The sequence below is a fragment of the Actinomycetota bacterium genome (genome assembly GCA_014360645.1).
Classification (GTDB): domain Bacteria; phylum Actinomycetota; class Geothermincolia; order Geothermincolales; family RBG-13-55-18; genus Solincola_B.
In genome coordinates, this window is record JACIXD010000005.1 from 82684 (window position 1) to 100139 (window position 17456).

Here is a 17456-nt window from a genome sequence, read left to right on the forward strand (position 1 = left end):
TGGAAGGTCCGCCGAGGTAGCACCGTCCGGTGGTTGATCGCGCCCGCCCGGCTGCGGCATCCGCCGCGCGGCTGCGGGCGGAGAGAAGCCCGCGGAAGGAGGTCGGGGCATGAAGGCGCTGTTGTTGGTGCTGGACGGGCTGGCGGACATCTCCCACCCAGAGCTTGGTTGGAGGACGCCGCTGCAGGCCGCCGAGACCCCCTGCCTGGACCGCCTGGCGAGCGAGGGCTGCAGCGCCCTCATGTACCCCCTGCGGCCGGGCATCTGCCCCTCCAGCGAGGTGGCGCACTGGGCGATGTTCGGCTACAAGCCGGAGGAGTTCCCGGGGCGCGCTTATTTCCATGCCCTGGCGGCGGGGCTCCCGTTCGCGACGGGCGATGCCCTCTACATGTTCAACCTGGTGCGGGTGGAGAGGCGCAAGGGCGGCACTTACGTGATAGACGGCGAGGAATCCTCCCTTGCCGAGGCCTGCGAGGCCCTGGCGGACGAGCTGTGCGGCGCCGCCCCCGAGGGGCTTGAGGTGTTCTACATGGGGGGCATCGAATTCCTGGCGGTGGTTAGGGGAGGGTCCTCCCGCGTGATGCCCACCGACCCCTTCATCCACGCCTTCCCGGTGGAGGAGATGCGCGCCGCGCCCGGCTGGGAGGAGGACGAGGAGACGGCATGGACTCTGGCCCTGCTGAGGGAGTACGCGGGCAGGGCGGAGGAGATCGCCGCCGCATGGAGAGACCCGTGCAGCTGCGCGCTCGGGGTCATCGAGAAGTGGCCTTCGCGCGCACGGGAGGTGGAGGCCTTCGAGGAGCGGCACGGCCTGAGGGCGGCGGGGGTGGTCTCAACGCCCTGTTTCGCGGGCATGTGCGAGGCCCTTTCCATGAGGGTGGTGAGGAAGGGAGCGCCAGAACCCGAGGCGGACCTGGGGGCGAAGCTGGCTGCGGCGGAGGAACTGCTGCGAGACGACCGGGAGTTCGTCTTCGTGCACACCAAGCACGCCGATGAGGCGGCGCACCGCGGCGATCCCGCCGCGAAGGCGGAGGTGATCGAGGCCATGGACCGCGCCCTGGCGGCGGGGCGGTTGTGGGATGACCCCGGGATCCTCGCGGTGATCACCGCCGACCATTCCACCCCCACCACCCGTGACGGCAGGGTGATCCACGGCGGTGACGCAGTCCCCGCCCTCTTCCACGGGGTCACGGTGAGGAGAGACGCCCTGGAACGTTTCGATGAGGTGGCGGCGGCGGGGGGCGGCATGGGGCAGCTGAGGGGGGCGGACCTCATGCCCCTGGTCCTTTACCTTGCCAGAAGGGCACGCTATTTCACCGGCTGAGGCGAGTCGTCCGCGGGGACAGAAGAAAAAAGCCGATTCGCACCGCTGCGTGGTCATGGGTGCAAGGCGCGAGCGACCGGTAGATGGGGAGGGAAAGAAAAGGGCACCCATCGGGTGCCATCTCTTCCTCCCGGGCCCCGCCGGCCTTCGACCCGGGAGATTCCGGCCTGTCCCCAACCGCGGCCCGGCGCATTACCCCCACGCCTATATACCCGCGGTGGGAAGGAGATAAACCTCCCCATGAGAGGGTCGCCGCCTGCGGCGGCGAAACGAAGAGGCAGGTGAGTCGTTCACGAGGCCGGCGGACGGGGCAAGGGGGTCGGGAGCCTCGCCCTTCGCCCTGCATCGACGGCCCGGCCTCACCGGACCCGCGGGGACGGACACGCAGGAGAGGGGAAAAGGCTGGTCGCCGCCGTCCCCCGCGTGGCCTAACATATTCACATTGGGAAGAGCCGCCGGGGCGGGGGTTCGCGGCGGCAGAGGGAGCGGCGTCTAGGCGGAGGCACGGGAGGAGAAGATGCGCGAGAGGGAACTGGTGCTCGAGGTGGAGGGCGTGACGTTGCGGGGGACGGTGTTGGTCCCGGAGGGGGGCGGCTGGCCGCTCGTCGTGCTCTGCCACGGCATACCCAGCGGGGAGCCGGTGTCGGGAGACCCGGGATATCCCGCCCTGGCGGCCAGGTTCGCCTCCGAGGGTTGCGCGGCGGCGTATTTCAATTTCCGGGGGACAGGCATCTCCGGCGGCGACTTCTCCCTCGGAGGCTGGGCCCTTGACCTGGAGGCTCTGCTCGACGAGGCGGGCGAGGCGCGAGGACCTTTCCGGGGATGCGACCCGGAGCGCATGGCCCTGGTGGGCTTCAGCGGCGGGGGGGCGGTGAGCATCATCTGCGCCGCCCGCCGCGGGGGACTCGCGGGGGTGGCGGCCATCTCGTCCCCCGCTGATTTCTCGCGCCTCCTACCCCGGGAGGGCATGGCGGCCTTCATCGCCCGCGCGCGGGAGATAGGCATCATCCGCGACCCCGCCTTCCCGGCCAGCGAGGAGGCATACTACCGGGAGATGCTCGCTTACAGCCCCGCAGCGGTGATTGGCGAGGTGTCGCCGACCCCCCTGCTCATCGTGCACGGGGACGCCGACGACATGGTGCCCGTGGAGGAGGCGTACCGCCTCTACGAGGCCGCGCGCGAACCCAAGGAGCTCTTCATCGTGGAGGGCGGCGGCCACAAACTGAGGCTGCATGCGGCGGCCATGGACAGAGCGGTGTCGTGGGTGCTGGACCGCCTGCAGGGCTGACGCCCCGGCGCGCGGTCCCGCCGCGGGCCGGAGGCGCCGCCGGGGTGGGGTCCGGGAGGAGATAAGGGGCGGCGAGCACCGCTACCCGCGTGCCTACATGCGCTCCGGCGCGGAGACGCCCAGCAGCGCCAGCCCGTTCCGCAGCACCTGCAGCACGCAGCGGCAGAGGAATAGGCGGGCGGAGGTGAGGTCGGCATCGTCTCCGATCACGCGGTGACGGTTGTAGAAGACATGGAAGGCGGCCGCCAGCTCCTCCAGGTAGCGGGTGAGGCGGTGCGGCGCCCGCGCCAGGGCAGCATCGCGGACCAGCTCCTCGAACTCGAAGAGCTTCATGGCCAGGTCCCACTCTTCCTCGGAATCCAGCAGGCGCAGGACCTCCAGTCCGGGTATGTCCCCGGAGAGCTCTACCCCGCGCCCCTCGCCGTAGCGCAGGATGCTGCAGATGCGCGCGTGGGCGTACTGCACGTAATAGACCGGGTTCTCCATGCTCTGCTCCACCGCGAGCTGGATATCGAAGTCCAGGGCGGTGTCCTGGCTGCGGGTTAAGAAGAGATAGCGGGCGGCATCCCTGCCAACTTCTTCCAGCAGCTCGTCGAAGGTCACCATCTCCCCTGTGCGCTTGGACATGCGCACGGGTTCACCTCCGCGCTTGAGGTTCACCAGCTGGCCGAGGATGACCTCCAGGCGATCCGGGTATCCGCTGGCTTCCATGGCTGCCTGCATGCGGCGCACGTATCCGTGGTGGTCCGCCCCCCAGATGTTGATGAGCCGGTCGTAGCCGCGCTCCATCTTGTTGAGGTGGTAGGCGATATCGGCGGCGAAATAGGTGGGCGCGCCGTTGCTGCGCACCAGCACCCGGTCCTTGTCGTCCCCGAAGCGGGAGGTGGCCATCCATACCGCCCCGTCGCGCTCGTAGGCGAGCCCCCGCTCCAGCAGCCCCGCGACCACCTCGCGTACCGCCCCGCCGCGCTGCAGCTCCCGCTCGCTGAACCAGATATCGAAGTGCACCCCGAAAGCGTCCATACTCCTCCGGATATGCTGCAGGGCGATGCCGTAGGCACGCTCCCCCAGCTCCTCGCGCCGTTCCCCCGGAGGCGCGTCCGCGAGCCGCCCGCCGTCCTCTTCCATTATCTGCCTGGCGATGTCCACCACGTAGGAGCCCTGGTAGCCCTCGGCGGGGAACTCGCAGGGCCGGCCCACCAGCTCGAGATAGCGCGCCTCCACGGAGGCGGCGAAGACCTCCATTTGGGTGCCGAAATCGTTGAGATAGAACTCGCGGTCCACCTGGAAGCCGACCGCCTCCAGTAGGTTGCACAGGGCGTCGCCCAGGGCCGCCCAGCGGCCGTGTCCCACGTGCAGAGGGCCCACGGGATTGGCGGACACGAACTCTACGTTCATGCGCGCGCCTGCGCCGAAGTCCCAGCGGCCGTAGGCTTCCCCCTCGCCGGCGACCCGCGCCAACTCGGAGAGCACGCGGTCGCGGTCGAGGGCGAGGTTGATGAAGCCGGGACCCGCGACCTCGACCCCGCGCAGCACGGCGCCGGCGGGAGGGCAGGCCCTCTCGCTCAGCAGGCGCGCCAGCACCTCGGCCACCTCCCGCGGCCTGCGTCCCTCGGCGCCGGCGAGGACCAGGGCCGCGTTGGTGGCCCAGTCCCCGTGGGCCTTGTGGCGGGGGCGCTCGAGGACGAAATCCGGCGTCTCCGGCGTGGAGATCTCGCCCCGCGACCTCGCTTCCTCTATGGCCCCGACTATAAGCCCGCGCAGTTCCCTGGCGATCACGTCTTCCTCCCGTCTCTCCGCCGCCGGTGGGCGGGAGGCGCTATCCGGTGCACCCCGCGACCTCCGGGGGTTAATTGTACACGAAACGGAGGTCGTGGCCCCAGGCCGGGAGCGAGGAAGGGCCCCGCAAGCCGGAGCCCATACACGGAGCGAGGCCACGGCCCCGGGGAAAGGGCCGGGAAGGTCGCTAAAAGGCGCGAGAGGGCTTTTCCTCCAGCACCGCCGTGGTCTCCCGCTTCTCCTTGCCGCGGTAATAGGTGATGGCGACGGAGTCGCCCACCTTGCGCCTGCGTATCTCCAGCATCACCTGGTCCATGGAATCCACGGGGGAGCCGTCGATGGCCACGATGATGTCCCCGGCCTGCAGCCCTGCCTTCTCCGCCGGTGTCCCGGAGATCACCCTGCGCACGATGGCCCCCTTCTCCACCGGGAGGTCGTAGCTCCTGGCGGTCTCGGGGTCGAGGGTGCTGCCGTTGAACCCCAGCCAGGGATGCACGGCGACCCCATTCTCTATGAGCTGCTCGATGACCGGCTTGGCGTTGTCGATGGCGATGGCGAAGCCGAGGCCGTCGTAGCCCCCGCTCTGGGAGTAGATGGCGGTGTTGATGCCGATGACCTCTCCCACGCTGTTGCAGAGGGGGCCGCCGGAGTTGCCGGGGTTGATGGCGGCGTCGGTCTGGATGACGTCCAGGAGGGGGGCGGCGTCGGGGACGTAGATGTTGCGGTTGAGGGCGCTGATGATGCCGCTGGTCACGCTGCCCTCGAACCCCTCCGGGCTGCCCACGGCCACCGCCAGCTCCCCGGGGACGAGGTCCGAAGAGGTACCCAGGGTGACGGGGGGCAGGTCGGACTCGTCGATACGGATCACCGCGATATCCGTCTCCGGGTCGGTCCCCACTACCTTGGCGTCGTGGACGGACCCGTCGCGCAGGGAGACCTTGATGTTGGAGGCGTTCTCCACCACATGGTTATTAGTGATGATATAGCCGTCGGAACGGTAGATAAACCCGGAACCTATACCCTTGCCGAGGATGCCGTACTGCACCTCGATGTTCACCACCGAGGGGAGGACCCTGGCGGCCACCTCCACCACCGCCTCCTGTCCCGCCTTCACCACGCGCTCCTCCACCGTCTTCACTTCCTGCACGCTCCCCTTCCCCTTGTTCCCCAGCACGTCCACGGGGTTGGCGCCGAAAAAGAGTGGGAGCGCGAACACCGTGGCCGCCGCGGCGGCCACCGCCGCCACTGCTGCCAGAGCGACCGTCCTCCAGCCTACGCCCCGGGAGCGCGGGGGTGGCGCAAGGGGCGGCTCGGGCGGTATCTGAGGCAGCGGAGGTGCCGCCGGGGGGATGCCTTGGTCATCGGTCATATTCATCACCTCTGAATTCGTTCGGGGCGGCCTGCTTGCCGCCCACGGTCGGCGGTCATCCGGTCACGGATGGTATGGCCGTGAGAACAGTGTGGGCGAAGGCGGGCGGCGCCGTCAACGTCGGAGACCGTATCCCGAGGGGGCGATGCCGCGCCGGCGCGGACGGCGCCGCGGGAGTATATGGAAGGGAGGCCTCCGCCCCCCGTGTCTGCCCGAACGCCTCCGGGGGGCGGCATCATGGTCCACACGGGACCCAGGCACCGCCTCGAGAACGGGCCCCTTTCCCCAACGGCAACGGCAGGCGCCTTCGGCCTTCGGTCCCGACGAGAGGGGCGTCCCCCGGGCCCGCCGACACCGGAGAAGATCGCCACGGTCCCTCCTTGACTTTGTCGCGTATTCGCTCACACTTTACGGAGAAGAACCCATTGGTAAACGACGTCGAGCGCGGGCGGGAGGTTCCATGCGGGCCCCGCGGCGGCAGGGGAAAGAGGCACGGGCGGAGAAGTCTTTTGGGACGGAGGTGATGTCCTTGGACAGGCAGCGGGAGAACGAAGAGAGAGAGGCCGCCGCGGGACCGGCGGAGATGGAAGAGGTTCCCAGGCGAACGCCTCGTCCGCCGGATACCAGGGTGGAGAAGGCGCGCCGCAAGGTAAGCCTGGTGGCGGCCATCGTGGTGAACGTGGTGACCCTGATCACCCTGGCCATCATCCTTTTGGCGGTGCTCTTGCCCGGATACCGCAGGTCCTTCACGGTGGCGAGGGCGGTGGAGGGCGCGGAAGAGGTGTTCATCATGGTGCGCACCACGGAAGCCATGATGCGGGAGAAGAACACCGACTTTCTGCGTGCTCAGGACGGCTTGAGAAACGTTCTGCAGGAGGAGGTGGGCAAGGGGGACACGGTGTGGGCTTACGTGCGCGACGCCTACCCCGACCGCAAGTGGATAGAGGACAACCTGCCCGAGGGCATGGTGAGCTGGCTGCGTGAACTCTACCCCAAACCCGAGGTCGTCGAGAACGCGGGGAAAGCCGCGGAAAACGGCGCCTCGCAGGATGTCGAGAAACAGGGCACGGAGGTGAACAAGCCTTGAGATGATGGTCGCCAACCTGCTCCTGGACGCCCTGCGCGACCTCTGGGAAGGTTTCGTCACCAGGCTCCCCTCCCTGGTGACGGGACTGGTGATATTCCTCGTCTTCTATCTGCTGGCGCGGGGGGTGCGCTTTTTCATCGCGCGTTCCCTGCGGCGCGTGAAGGCCTCGGAGCACGCGGCGAGGCTGGTGTCTCGCCTGGGGTTCATAGCCACGGTGATCGTCGGCGGCCTGGTGGGCCTGGGGGTGATGGGGGTCAACGCCGGCGCCCTGGTGGCATCCCTCGGCCTGGTCAGCGTGGGCATAGGCTTCGCCCTCAAGGACGTGGTGGAGAACTTCCTCGCCGGCATCATCCTCATCCTGCAGAGGCCTTTCGTGGTGGGGGACGTGGTGCGCTTCGGCGAGGTCGAGGGAACGGTGGAGGATGTGAGGGTCAGGGACACCCTTATCCGCACCTACGACGGGCGCCAGGTGTTCGTGCCCAACGCGAACATCTTCCGCACGGCGGTGATCAACAACAACCGCAACCGCAGGAGGCGGCTGGACTTCGCGGTGAGCATCGCCTACCCGGAGGATATCGCCTGTGCCCTCTCCGTGGCGTCCGAAGCCCTGGCGGGCCTGGAGGAAGCCCTTCCGGATCCCGCGCCGCTGGTGGTGGCGGAGGCGCTGGCCGAGAGTTCCGTGGCGCTGAGGGCCTATTTCTGGGTGGATCCGGAGTGCGTGAGCATCCTGGAGGTGAGGTCAAGGGCCATCGCGGCGGTGAAGCGCGCTCTGCAGGAGGCGGGCATAGAGATACCGTACCCGGTGCTCACGGTGAGGAGCGGGGAAAAGCCCTGAACCACGCCGGGATATTCCGCCCGCGTCAGCCGGATCGCCCGGCTGCACCCCACACGCCCGACCTAGGGCATACGCAGGGAAGACCTTGCCGGTCGGGCTCGCGGCAGTGATGCCCGCCCTTCCCACGGCCCCATGCGGGATAAGGGCCGGGTCCGCCCGGAGCCGGCATACCCCAAGCCCCCGGGCCCGTAAGCGGAAAAGGTTGAACCGCTCGCGGGAACCCCGGCCGGCCCCGTCCTCGGGGGTCCGGGCACCCGGTGCACCTAGCCGAGGGCGATGCCCAGGCGGCGCGCCAGCTCCAGGGCTCCGCGCCTCTCCTCCCCCGTGAGCCTGCGGTCCAGCTCCGGGAAGAGGGCGGCGCGGTATTCCGGACGGTACTGGAACATGAGGTTGAAGTAGGTGCCGGGGATGTTCTCGGCCACCCAGGCCATGATCCTCGCCGTGCAGCATTCCAGGTGCCCGGGGAGCAGGAGCTGCCTGAGCATCACCTCCCCCTGGCGGTGGGCGAGGAGGAAGTTGCGGCTCACCACCTCGAAGTAGCCTTCCACATCGGAGTAGCGGGCGGCGCAGGCGTCGTTTCCGTAGCGGAAATCGGCGAGGTAGATGTCCACCGCCCCCTCGAGGAGGAGCATGGCCTCACGGGAGGTGTACATGTTCGAGTTCCACACCATGGGCAGGAACTTTCCCTCCTCCCCCAGGCGGACGATGGTGTCCAGGATGGTGTGGAGATGGGGGTCGGGGTTGCCTCCCACGAAGTTGGCATTGCGCGACCCCTGGCGAAGGCCCTCCCGCAGGCCGCGGGCCAGGAGGTCGGGGTCGGCGGGGCTGCCGGTGCGAGCGTCCATGGCGATGTCCCAGTTCTGGCAATAGACGCACCGGAAGGTGCATCCCGAGAAGAAGATGGTGTGAGAGGGGACGAGCTCCGGCTCTTCTCCGAAATGGAGAAACATGGAAGCGACGCGGGACTCGGCGCCGACACCGCAGTAGCCGCGCTCCCCGGCGGCGCGGTCCGCCCCACAGCGGCGTTCGCACATGTGGCAGGAAGACAACATGCGTCGGGCCAGCAGGGCCTTCAGCTCCAGGAGGGAAGGACCGTCTGCGGCGGGGGGCTCTTCCCCGCTCGCGGACAGGTCGCGGAAGTTCTCCATGGCCGACGCGTGCAGCGACCACAGCTCCTCCGCGGGCCTTCCCTCGAGGTCATCCGCTCCCGCGGGCACGCGGGAGGCCAGCCAGTGGCGGGCCGGCCGCCTCCTTTTCAGGACCGAGAGATAGTAATCCAGCATCCGCGGTCACCAGGTCAACTTTATGACAGCGGGCGGGGGAGGGCAACACGGCGGGAACGCCCCACGCCTCCCCCGTCCCCTCCATTCCGAGACCGGCGCAGCGCCGGGGTTCACGGCTGAAAACCCGTGGGACCGCACCAACCCTCTTTTCGGGCACGCGCGGTTTGCCGGGAAGAAAAAGCGGCCGCATGATCAGTTAAGGCCGAAGAGCGCCCGCCGAGACAACGGCGCATAGGTCATCGGAGACACGCCGTTCCTCAGGGCTGGGCAAAGGCCAAACATTGCGCCCCCGGCATTCCTCGACAAGGGCGTGGCAGCGGACGCCCTCATCGTCAGGCCGAAGAGCGCCCGCCGAGACAACGGCGCACCGGTCGTCGGCGAGAGGACACGCCCTCGAGTCAGGTGAAGATGAAACATTGCGCCCCCGGCATTCCGCGACAAGGGCGCGGCAGCGGACGCCCCCTCTTCTTCGCGTGTCCGACGACGCGCTTTTGAAAACCAGCCCTCGAGGTAGTAGAGTAGGGGGTGATCCCATGGCGGATTATGGTAAATTATGCTAGTCAGGTGGTCTTGCCGCGTGGCGGTGTTGAGGGAGGAACGTTGCTGGCCTGGGTGATGATCCTCGGTATGGTCTCGGTGGTCAACGTGACCCTGGTGGGGGCCACCGCCTCCCTGGCCGGGAGCATACCGGACAGCTCTTTTCTGGTCATCCTCTCGCGCTACCTGAAGCGAAGAACCGAGCCTCCCCAGGCCCTGCTATATCCGGTGGAGGCGGCCTCCCGGCTCGAGCGCATGCGCCGCAGGGTGTCCGTTGCCGCCGGAGGGATGGCCGCGATCGCGGTAGGGATTTCCCTGTGGGCGCTGGCCGCGGGATGGGGCCCGGTAGCGGCGGCAGCGGTGACCCTCTGGGTGACGGCCGCCAACGCCGCCTTTCTCGCCGTGCCCCTCGGTGTCTGGAGGAGGAGGGCGGCGAGGATGCCGGAGGAGGCCGTGGAGGAGGCCGCGAATAAGGCGCAGCGGGCCGGTTGATCCGGAAACCGGGAACGGGAAGACACGGCGAGAGGGACGCCGCCAAGGCCCTCGCCCGCCGGTCAGCCCTGCCGTTCTTCCCCTTGCGTCCTGCCCGCCATGACCCCCAGGATCTCCAAGAGGCGCGAAAGGTTCAGGGTGGCACCGTGCCCCGCCTTCCCCCGGAGGCGCCCGCCGCCGGGTTGGGTTAGAATTGAGATGCCGCCGTTGACGGCGGGAACGGAGCTGGAAGCGGAGGCCGGATTGCTGGACGGAGAATATCTAGAGGCCCAGAGGCTCTCCCTGCGCATCGCCGCGGAACTGGGGCCGCCGCTGTTCTATGCCGAGAGGCGCGAGGAAGTGGAGAGGTCCCGGGAGAGCTTCGGGCAAGATCCCCTGGTGGGCGCGGCCCTCGCCATCGTGGAGGACAGGGGCGACATCCTGGGGCACGGCCTGTCCCACGTGCGTAAGGTAGCGGTGGACGCGGGGGCGCTGGTGCTCATAGACATGGACAGGGGGGCGGGGGAGGAGCGCATCAACAGAGCCGTTCTCCTGGCCCATTTGGCGGGAGTGCTGCACGACATCAGGCGCGAACAGCCGGAACACGCCCAGCGGGGGGCGGAGGAGGCGGAGAGGATTCTGGGCGGTTTCGACCTGGCGGCGGGAGAGCGCACGGCGATCGTGCAGGCCATCCGCAACCACGAGGCCTTCAAGCCCGCCACGCCCCTGGAGGACGCCTCCCTGCAGATACTCTCGGACGCCCTCTACGACGCGGACAAGTTCCGCTGGGGCCCCGACAACTTTACGGAGACGGTGTGGATGATGGCGGCGCCCCACCGCATACCCCTCGCCCTCCTCCTCGAACACTTCGAGACCAGCATGCGAGGGATAGCGAGGATCAGCGAGACCTTCCGCACCCCCACGGGGCGCCTCTACGGGCCGGATTTCATCGCCCGGGGCCTGCGCATCGGGGAGAGGCTGTACGGAGAACTCACCGGAAAGACGATATAGATGGGGAGAGAGGAAGGCGGTGCCGCCCCGGAACGGCCGGGAGCCGCGCGGGGGGCGGGGAAGGGATGAGGTAGATGTTCGCGGCTGTAGACGAGGTAAGACAGAGGCTGGCGGAGCAGAAGTACATCTGCAGCAAGGAGATCGCCACCGCGGTTTTCCTGGCGGAGAAGCTGGGCAAGCCCATCCTGGTGGAGGGCCCGGCGGGGGTGGGCAAGACGGACCTGGGGAAGGTCACCGCTGCTGCCCTGGGGCGCGAGTTCATCCGCCTGCAGTGTTACGAGGGGCTGGATGAGGCGAAATCCCTCTACGAGTGGGAGTATTCCAAGCAGCTCCTCTACACCCAGATCCTCAAGGACGTGCTGGCGGAGGAGCTGGCGGGGGCCCGGAACCTCGCCGAGGCGGTGGAGCGAGTCGCCCGCCAGGACGAGGTGTTCTTCTCGAGGAAGTTCATCGTGCCCCGGCCGCTGCTGCGGGCCATAACCAGCGAGGAGCCGGCGCTCCTGCTCATAGACGAGGTAGACAAATCGGACCCGGAGTTCGAGGCTTTCCTGCTGGAGATGCTCTCCGATTTCCAGGTGAGCATCCCGGAGCTGGGGACCATAAGCGCCCGCCATATACCCATGGTCGTGCTCACCAGCAACAACGCGCGCGAACTCAGCGACGCCCTCAAGAGGCGCTGCCTGCACCTCTACATCGATTTCCCCGACCGGGAGCAGGAACTGGAGATCGTGCGCCTGAAGGTGCCGGGGATAAGCGAGAGCCTGGCCTCCCAGGTGGTGGAGGTGGTGCAACGCCTGCGCAAGCTGGATATAAAGAAGACCCCCGGCATCAGCGAGACCCTGGACTGGGCGCGCGCCCTGGTGGTCCTCAACGCCGATTCCCTGGACCAGGACCTCATCCGGGACACCCTGAACATCGTCCTCAAGTACGAGAAGGACATCCAGAAGGCAAAGGAAAACCTGCGTCAGCTCGCGAGCGGAGCGGCCTGAGCGGAGAGGTCGCTTCGGTGGCGGACGGCGCCGCCTTGCTGCGGCGGACAAGGACAGGGATCCTCGCAAGAGACGCCCGAGGTGATTCCCGGCACGCCGGCGCGGATGCGGGAGCCCGGGAAACGGGGCCTGGAGCGCAGGCGGTCTTCCGTCCGCCCCGCGGGGGGATCCTTCCGGGATCGGAGGAAGGATTGGAAGAAAGGGTAGTGGAGTTCGTCAACGCCCTGCGGGGCCGCGGGGTCTCCGTCTCCACCGCCGGGGTTTGCGCAGGATAGGCCGTCTCCCGGCATTTACGAGAGGACGGCCTAGGGGATCGGAGGAAGGATTGGAAGAAAGGGTAGTGGAGTTCGTCAACGCCCTGCGGGGCCGCGGGGTCTCCGTCTCCACCGCCGAGAGCATCGATGCCCTGGGGGCCATGGCGGCGGTGGGCCTGGGTGACCCCGAGACCTTCAAGGCGGCACTGAAGGCGGCCACGGTGAAGCGCCAGCGTGACGCCCCCATCTTCGATGAGCTCTTCCCCCTCTATTTCTACGGGCTGGAGAGCGCCGGGGATGCCGAGAGCCTGGAGGAGGACCTGCAGGAGCGCCTGGAGGAGGCCATGCGGGCCTTCGGGCAGGGGCGCGAACTCAACCCCATGCTGCAGCTGGTGCTCACGGGCAGGGGCGGGGAATGGGAGTCCTTCATCCGCATGGCCGCGGGGGAGGTGGGGACGGCCCAGCTGGCCACGCGCATGCAGGTGGGCATGTATACACGACGGATCTTCGAGGCCATGGATTGGCAGGACATGGAAGATCAGCTTCACGAGCTGCTGGAACATCTGCGCGAGGAGGGGTGGTCCGAGGAAGACCTGCAGCGTCTGGAGGAAGCCTTCGAGGCGAACCGCGACGCCCTCCGCAAGCAGGTGCGGCGCTACGTGGAGAGGGAACAGGCGCGCAACGCCGAGCGGGCTCCGGGCACGGAGCGCCTTGAGAGGCTCATGGGCCGCCCCCTGGCCGGTCTTGACGAGTACGAATTGCAGCAGATGCGCAAGGCGGTGGATGTGCTGGCGCGCAAGCTGCGCAACCGCATAAACCTGCGCGAGAAGCGCACCAAGAGGGGGAAGGTGGACATCAAGGCCACCCTGCGCCGCAACATGCAGCACGGAGGGGTGCCCTTCGAGCTGCGACTGAGGCGCAGGCGCGTGGAGAAGGCGGAGCTCATGGTGCTGTGCGACATCTCCTCGTCGGTGGCCAGGGTGAGCCAGTTCATGCTGCAGTTCGTGTACACCATCCAGGACTGCCTGGCCAAGGTGCGCAGCTTCGTCTTCGTGGACGACCTGGGGGAGGTGACGGAGTTCTTCCGCGACGAGGACATCCTCAAGGGGGTACGGCGCGCTCTCACCGAGGCCGGCATCACCTATAACGCCCGCAGCGACTTCGGTGAGGTGTTCCGCCTCTTCTGCGAGCGCCACCTGCAGGATGTGGGCTACCGCACCTATATCCTGGTCATAGGGGACGCCCGTAACAACTACAACGATCCCGGCCTGCGCTATCTGGAGCGCATCCGCGACCGGGCCAAGGGCATCATCTGGCTCAACCCCGAGACCCGACCATTCTGGGATACCGGGGACAGCGTGATGGGGGAATACCTGCCCTACTGCAGGGAGGCGCGGGTGTGCCGCACCCTCAAGGACCTCGAGGAGGCCATCGGGTCGCTGCTGCTCTGAGAGGGCAGCGCCGGGCTTAACCCCTGATCGTTGCCGCGACCACGATCATCTCCCGGTCGGGAAAGGGTGCGTCCCGTAGGGGGCGTTTATGATCGAGGAAGCGGTATCATGATATCTTTATCAGAAAGCAGGCGGAGCGGCGCTGCGCTGAGCGCCGTGCGGGATGGCGCTCGGCTCCTCCACAAGAGGTGCTGACTCGCCTGGTACGGATGGAGGTGAAGATGGCCGGGGAAGCAGTTGACGTGGTGGTGGTGGGAGGAGGCCCCGCGGGGCTCACAGCGGGGTTGTACCTCGCCCGCGCTCGCATGGATGTGCTGCTGGTGGAAAAGCAGGCGCCGGGAGGGGCACCGGCGCTCACGGAGAGGATAGAGAACTACCCCGGTTTCCCGGAGGGGATATCCGGCTTCGAGCTCGTGGAGCGCATGCGCCGCCAGGCGGAGGGCTTCGGGCTGCGCATCAGTTCGTTCAACCCCCTGGAAGGGCTGGAGGACGGCGGCGAGGTGAAGAAGGTGCGCACCGCCGAGGAGGAGCTGTCCGCCCACGCGGTGATCCTGGCCATGGGGATGAGGCCCGCCAAGCTGGGGGTTCCGGGAGAGGAGGAGCTCCACGGCCGTGGCGTATCCTACTGCGCCACCTGCGATGGGGCCTTCTTCAAGGACAGGGTGGTGGCGGTGGTGGGAGGCGGAAACTCGGCGGTGGAGGAAGCGCTGTTCCTCACTCGCTTCGCGCGCAAGGTGATCATCGTGCACCGCCGCGACCGCCTGCGCGCCGGGGGGGTGCTGGAGGAGCGCGCTCTCTCCGATCCCAAGATGGAGTTTGCTTGGAAGAAAACGGTAAAGGAGATCAAGGGCCGGGAACGCGTCACCGGCCTGGTGCTCGCGGACGTGGAGGGAGGTCCGGATACCGAGCTGGAGGTAGACGGCGTCTTCCTTTACGTGGGGAACATCCCCAACACCGAGGAAGTGAGGGGAACGGTGGAGCTGGACGAGAGGGGCTTCATCAGGACCGACGCCGACTTGCAGACCAGCATCCCGGGAGTCTTCGCGGCCGGAGACGTGCGCTCCGGCGCCGTGTGGCAGGTGGCGGCGGCGGTGGGAGACGGCGTGCGGGCGGCGCTGCGGGCGCAGTTTCACGTGGAGAACCTGAAGGGGACGGCCTATATATAGCACGAGAAAGAGGGAGAACGCGTCCGCGGTCTGGGGAGGGCGGGGCGCGGCATGATCCGGATTAGGAGGCGCCGTGGCGCGATGGTGTAAAATACTCCCTGTAGCGGCGGAGGGCGGGGCATAATCCAGGACGAAAGCGAGGTGAGAGAGTTGGCGGGCAAGGTGATAGAGCTCAACGACGGCAACTTCGAGCAGGAGGTCCTCAAGAGCGATCTTCCCACCCTGGTGGATTTCTGGGCGCCCTGGTGCGGACCCTGCCAGATGATGGGTCCGGTGATAGAGGAAGCGGCGGCGGAATGGGAAGGCAAGATCAAGGTCTGCAAGCTCAACGTGGACGAGTCCATGCAGGTGGCGCGCAGGTATGAGATCCAGTCCATTCCGACGATGATCCTCTTCCAGAAGGGGGAGCCCGCGAAGAAGATCGTGGGAGCCCGTCCCAAGAAGGCCTTCGAGGAAGAGTTCCAGGCCTGGCTCTGAGCCGCGCGATCCGGACAAAGGGGTCTCGCAGATGAAGATAGCGGTGGTGGACGGGATGGGGGGCTCCATCGGGCACCAGATCATCCTGGGCCTGAGGAAACATCTCCCTGAGGACACGGAGATCATCGCCCTGGGGGCGAACGCCATCGCCACCGGTAACATGATGAAGGCGAGGGCTAACCGCGGCGCCACGGGCGAGAACGCGGTACGGGTGTGCATTAACGAGGCGGACGTGATCATGGGAAGCCTTTCCATAATCATGCCCAATGCCATGATGGGAGAGCTGACGCCGGAGATGGCCACGGCCATCTCCTCGGCGCCCGGCCGCAAGATCTTGCTCCCCCTCACCAATCCTCGCATTGAGGTCATGGGGACGAGCGAGACGCCACTGCCCAAACTCATAGAGGAGGCGGTGGAGATGGTGAGGGAGATGTGCATGAAGGAAGGAGGCGGCGATGTGTGAGGCCGCGGTCTTCTTTGACCGGGAAGGCAAGCTGGAAAAAGTGATGGATGACGTGGTGGAGATGAGGCCCGAGGAGGGTAAGCTCCTCCTGGTGGACGTGTTCGGAGAGCAGAAGCTGGTCTCGGCGAGGATAAGCCGGGTCGACCTCATGGACCACCAGGTCATCCTGCGCGAGGTCGCGGGCCGAGAGCCCTGAGCGTCCGGGGCCTGCAGGATACCGGGGGCATCGCCGCCGGCCCCACCCCGCTTTCGCCTCGGCGAGGATAAGCCGGGTCGACCTCATGGACCACCAGGTCATCCTGCGCGAGGTCGCGGGCCGAGAGCCCTGAGCGTCCGGGGCCTGCAGGATACCGGGGGCATCGCCGCCGGCCCCACCCCGCTTTCGCCTCGGCGAGGATAAGCCGGGTCGACCTCATGGACCACCAGGTCATCCTGCGCGAGGTCGCGGGCCGAGAGCCCTGAGCGTCCGGGGCCTGCATCCATAAGACCTGGGTGGGCGCGGTTAAGCGCGGCCATGGCGGGGGTGGCCACAGCGTCCGGCGGGACCAGGACGGATTTTAGGGAAGGCGGCGGAAGGCGACGCCTATCTCGCGGCGGCGCCCGCAGTCCGGGCTCCCGGAAGGTCCAGCTCCCACTTGCCGCAGCGCCCGCCCCAGCGCGCCAGCACGTCTCCCTCCACCATGATCTTCACGATTTCGCAGTTGTTGGAGCAGCCCTTGCAGTTGAAGCTGGAGGTGCGGTACTCGATCTCCGTGACCCGGAACCCTTTGAAGCAGGTGGCTGTGGGGTTGAGGTCGCGGGCCAGCAGGGCGGCCCCGATGGCCCCCATCACCGCGAAGTGCTCGGGCACCACCACCTCCATGCCCAGGGCCTCCTCGAAAGCCCTCTTCATGCCCACGTTGGCGGCCACCCCGCCCTGGAAGACCACCGGCGCCTCCACACTCTTGCCCTTGGCCAGGTTGTTTAGGAAGTTGCGCACCAGGGCCTCGCAGAGCCCGAGGATGATGCTGTCTACCGGGTGGCCCACCTGCTGCTTGTGGATCATGTCCGACTCCGCGAACACCGAGCAGCGCCCCGCGATCTGCACTCCCGTCTCCGCACGCAGGGCGTAGGCGCCGAACTCCTCGATGGGGATGTTGAGGCGCGCCGCCTGGTGGTCCAGGAAAGAGCCGGTTCCCGCCGCGCACACCGTGTTCATGGCGAAATCGACCACGATGCCGTCCTGGAGGATGATGATCTTGGAGTCCTGCCCGCCGATTTCCAGCACCGTGCGAACGTCGGGCACCACGTGCAGGGCGGCCACGGCGTGGGCGGTGATCTCGTTCTTCACGATGTCCGCTCCCACGATCACCCCGCTGAGGTGGCGGGCGCTTCCGGTGGTCCCCGCCCCCAGCACCTCCACGCCGGCCGGGAGCTGGGCACCCAGCTGACGCAGGCCTTCCTGCACGGCGCTGATGGGCTGACCCTTGGTGCGCAGGTACACGGAGGCCGCGACCTCGCCGCTCTCCTCCAGGAACACCAGGTTGGTGCTCACCGAACCAACATCCACGCCCAGATAACCTCTCAAGGCTTCCTCCTGTCACGCACTGCCGATGGCCTCGCGGTACCAATACATTCTATTTCCCCCCGTAGCGGAGGGCAAACGCGAGCATCTGGAACATCCGGAAGATCG

16 protein-coding genes are annotated in these 17456 nt (G+C 67.5%); 12 read left to right on the forward strand and 4 right to left on the reverse strand.

Going from position 1 to position 17456, the window contains the following annotated elements:
- Positions 1 to 109 precede the first annotated feature (109 nt).
- On the forward strand, positions 110 to 1324 hold the full coding sequence (locus H5T74_05735) for a hypothetical protein (GenBank protein ID MBC7229874.1): 1215 nt from the start codon (positions 110 to 112) through the stop codon (positions 1322 to 1324).
- Positions 1325 to 1841: 517 nt separating this feature from the next.
- On the forward strand, positions 1842 to 2612 hold the full coding sequence (locus H5T74_05740; GenBank protein MBC7229875.1) for an alpha/beta fold hydrolase: 771 nt from the start codon (positions 1842 to 1844) through the stop codon (positions 2610 to 2612).
- Positions 2613 to 2705: 93 nt separating this feature from the next.
- On the opposite strand, the gene H5T74_05745 is transcribed toward H5T74_05740, so the two are convergent.
- Together H5T74_05745 and H5T74_05750 are read right to left on the reverse strand one after the other, a co-directional pair.
- Positions 2706 to 4391, reverse strand: a complete 1686-nt coding sequence (locus H5T74_05745) for an arginine--tRNA ligase (protein ID MBC7229876.1) — start codon at positions 4389 to 4391, stop codon at positions 2706 to 2708.
- Positions 4392 to 4578: 187 nt separating this feature from the next.
- Complete coding sequence (locus H5T74_05750; GenBank protein ID MBC7229877.1) at positions 4579 to 5760, reverse strand: trypsin-like peptidase domain-containing protein; 1182 nt, start codon at positions 5758 to 5760, stop codon at positions 4579 to 4581.
- Between the two features lie 523 nt (positions 5761 to 6283).
- Here H5T74_05750 and H5T74_05755 point away from each other — a divergent pair.
- Positions 6284 to 6847 carry a hypothetical protein gene (locus tag H5T74_05755; protein ID MBC7229878.1) on the forward strand — a complete coding sequence of 188 codons (564 nt, stop codon included), beginning with the start codon at positions 6284 to 6286 and terminating at the stop codon, positions 6845 to 6847.
- Position 6848: 1 nt separating this feature from the next.
- Positions 6849 to 7682 carry a mechanosensitive ion channel gene (locus H5T74_05760; GenBank protein ID MBC7229879.1) on the forward strand — a complete coding sequence of 278 codons (834 nt, stop codon included), beginning with the start codon at positions 6849 to 6851 and terminating at the stop codon, positions 7680 to 7682.
- 263 nt (positions 7683 to 7945) lie between these two features.
- On the opposite strand, the gene H5T74_05765 is transcribed toward H5T74_05760, so the two are convergent.
- Complete coding sequence (locus H5T74_05765) at positions 7946 to 8962, reverse strand: radical SAM protein (GenBank protein MBC7229880.1); 1017 nt, start codon at positions 8960 to 8962, stop codon at positions 7946 to 7948.
- Positions 8963 to 9565: 603 nt separating this feature from the next.
- Here H5T74_05765 and H5T74_05770 point away from each other — a divergent pair.
- From H5T74_05770 to H5T74_05805, 8 genes are all read left to right on the forward strand, one after another.
- Positions 9566 to 9994 carry a hypothetical protein gene (locus H5T74_05770; GenBank protein ID MBC7229881.1) on the forward strand — a complete coding sequence of 143 codons (429 nt, stop codon included), beginning with the start codon at positions 9566 to 9568 and terminating at the stop codon, positions 9992 to 9994.
- A 207-nt stretch (positions 9995 to 10201) separates the two neighbouring features.
- Positions 10202 to 10984: a hypothetical protein gene (locus H5T74_05775; protein MBC7229882.1), complete on the forward strand. Its 783-nt coding sequence runs from the start codon at positions 10202 to 10204 to the stop codon at positions 10982 to 10984.
- Positions 10985 to 11058: 74 nt separating this feature from the next.
- Entirely contained in the window at positions 11059 to 11973 is a 915-nt protein-coding gene (locus H5T74_05780) for a MoxR family ATPase (GenBank protein ID MBC7229883.1), read from the forward strand.
- 325 nt (positions 11974 to 12298) lie between these two features.
- A complete protein-coding gene (locus tag H5T74_05785) occupies positions 12299 to 13678 on the forward strand; it encodes a VWA domain-containing protein (GenBank protein MBC7229884.1) in 1380 nt (459 codons plus the stop codon).
- A 221-nt stretch (positions 13679 to 13899) separates the two neighbouring features.
- On the forward strand, positions 13900 to 14844 hold the full coding sequence (gene trxB / locus H5T74_05790) for a thioredoxin-disulfide reductase (GenBank protein MBC7229885.1): 945 nt from the start codon (positions 13900 to 13902) through the stop codon (positions 14842 to 14844).
- A 150-nt stretch (positions 14845 to 14994) separates the two neighbouring features.
- The gene (gene trxA, locus H5T74_05795; GenBank protein MBC7229886.1) at positions 14995 to 15321 is read left to right on the forward strand and encodes a thioredoxin; all 327 of its coding nucleotides are present in this window, start codon (positions 14995 to 14997) and stop codon (positions 15319 to 15321) included.
- A gap of 31 nt (positions 15322 to 15352) precedes the next feature.
- Entirely contained in the window at positions 15353 to 15784 is a 432-nt protein-coding gene (locus tag H5T74_05800; GenBank protein MBC7229887.1) for a DUF3842 family protein, read from the forward strand.
- Positions 15777 to 15980: a CooT family nickel-binding protein gene (locus tag H5T74_05805; protein MBC7229888.1), complete on the forward strand. Its 204-nt coding sequence runs from the start codon at positions 15777 to 15779 to the stop codon at positions 15978 to 15980. The genes H5T74_05800 and H5T74_05805 overlap by 8 nt, the downstream gene beginning before the upstream one ends.
- 387 nt (positions 15981 to 16367) lie before the next feature.
- Here H5T74_05805 and H5T74_05810 read toward each other — a convergent pair whose 3' ends face one another.
- Positions 16368 to 17351, reverse strand: a complete 984-nt coding sequence (locus H5T74_05810; protein ID MBC7229889.1) for a 2-hydroxyglutaryl-CoA dehydratase — start codon at positions 17349 to 17351, stop codon at positions 16368 to 16370.
- Positions 17352 to 17456: the final 105 nt, after the last annotated feature.

Coding starts and splice junctions, on each gene's coding strand:
- H5T74_05740 (MBC7229875.1), top strand. CDS start 1,842: ATGCGCGAGAGGGAACTGGTGCTCGAGGTGGAGGGCGTGACGTTGCGG.
- H5T74_05780 (MBC7229883.1), top strand. CDS start 11,059: ATGTTCGCGGCTGTAGACGAGGTAAGACAGAGGCTGGCGGAGCAGAAG.
- H5T74_05760 (MBC7229879.1), top strand. CDS start 6,849: ATGATGGTCGCCAACCTGCTCCTGGACGCCCTGCGCGACCTCTGGGAA.
- trxB (MBC7229885.1), top strand. CDS start 13,900: ATGGCCGGGGAAGCAGTTGACGTGGTGGTGGTGGGAGGAGGCCCCGCG.
- H5T74_05750 (MBC7229877.1), bottom strand. CDS start 5,760: ATGACCGATGACCAAGGCATCCCCCCGGCGGCACCTCCGCTGCCTCAG.
- H5T74_05735 (MBC7229874.1), top strand. CDS start 110: ATGAAGGCGCTGTTGTTGGTGCTGGACGGGCTGGCGGACATCTCCCAC.
- H5T74_05755 (MBC7229878.1), top strand. CDS start 6,284: ATGTCCTTGGACAGGCAGCGGGAGAACGAAGAGAGAGAGGCCGCCGCG.
- H5T74_05805 (MBC7229888.1), top strand. CDS start 15,777: ATGTGTGAGGCCGCGGTCTTCTTTGACCGGGAAGGCAAGCTGGAAAAA.
- H5T74_05800 (MBC7229887.1), top strand. CDS start 15,353: ATGAAGATAGCGGTGGTGGACGGGATGGGGGGCTCCATCGGGCACCAG.